At 58.3% G+C, this 266-nt stretch carries 1 protein-coding gene; it reads right to left on the reverse strand.

Annotated elements, in window-relative coordinates; translation table 11 throughout:
- A partial coding sequence (locus tag UB48_RS28325; RefSeq protein ID WP_275560918.1) for a hypothetical protein occupies nt 1-112 on the reverse strand: 112 nt, incomplete at its 3' end.
- Between the last annotated feature and the right edge of the window lie 154 nt (nt 113-266).

Here is a 266-nt window from a genome sequence, read left to right on the forward strand (position 1 = left end):
AGTTTTCCGAGGCGATCAGCTCTATGTGATCTTCCTGGCGTTGCTCTTCGGCATTGATCGCCGCCAGCAGTGCATCGTCATAACCCTGGATCTGGTCTTGCTTGCTGAACATCGCAGTCTCTCCCGGCAGCGGCATCGGTTCTTGTCGGGCAATTGCCCTTTTGCAGCGATGGTATGACCGACGCAGACAGCCCAGATGCCTACGGACGCCACGCAAAGGTGCGTTTACGACATGGGGGCCGATGTCGCCTGCATCGCTGGCAAGC

The sequence above is a fragment of the Pseudomonas sp. 2(2015) genome (genome assembly GCF_000955865.1).
GTDB lineage: Bacteria > Pseudomonadota > Gammaproteobacteria > Pseudomonadales > Pseudomonadaceae > Aquipseudomonas.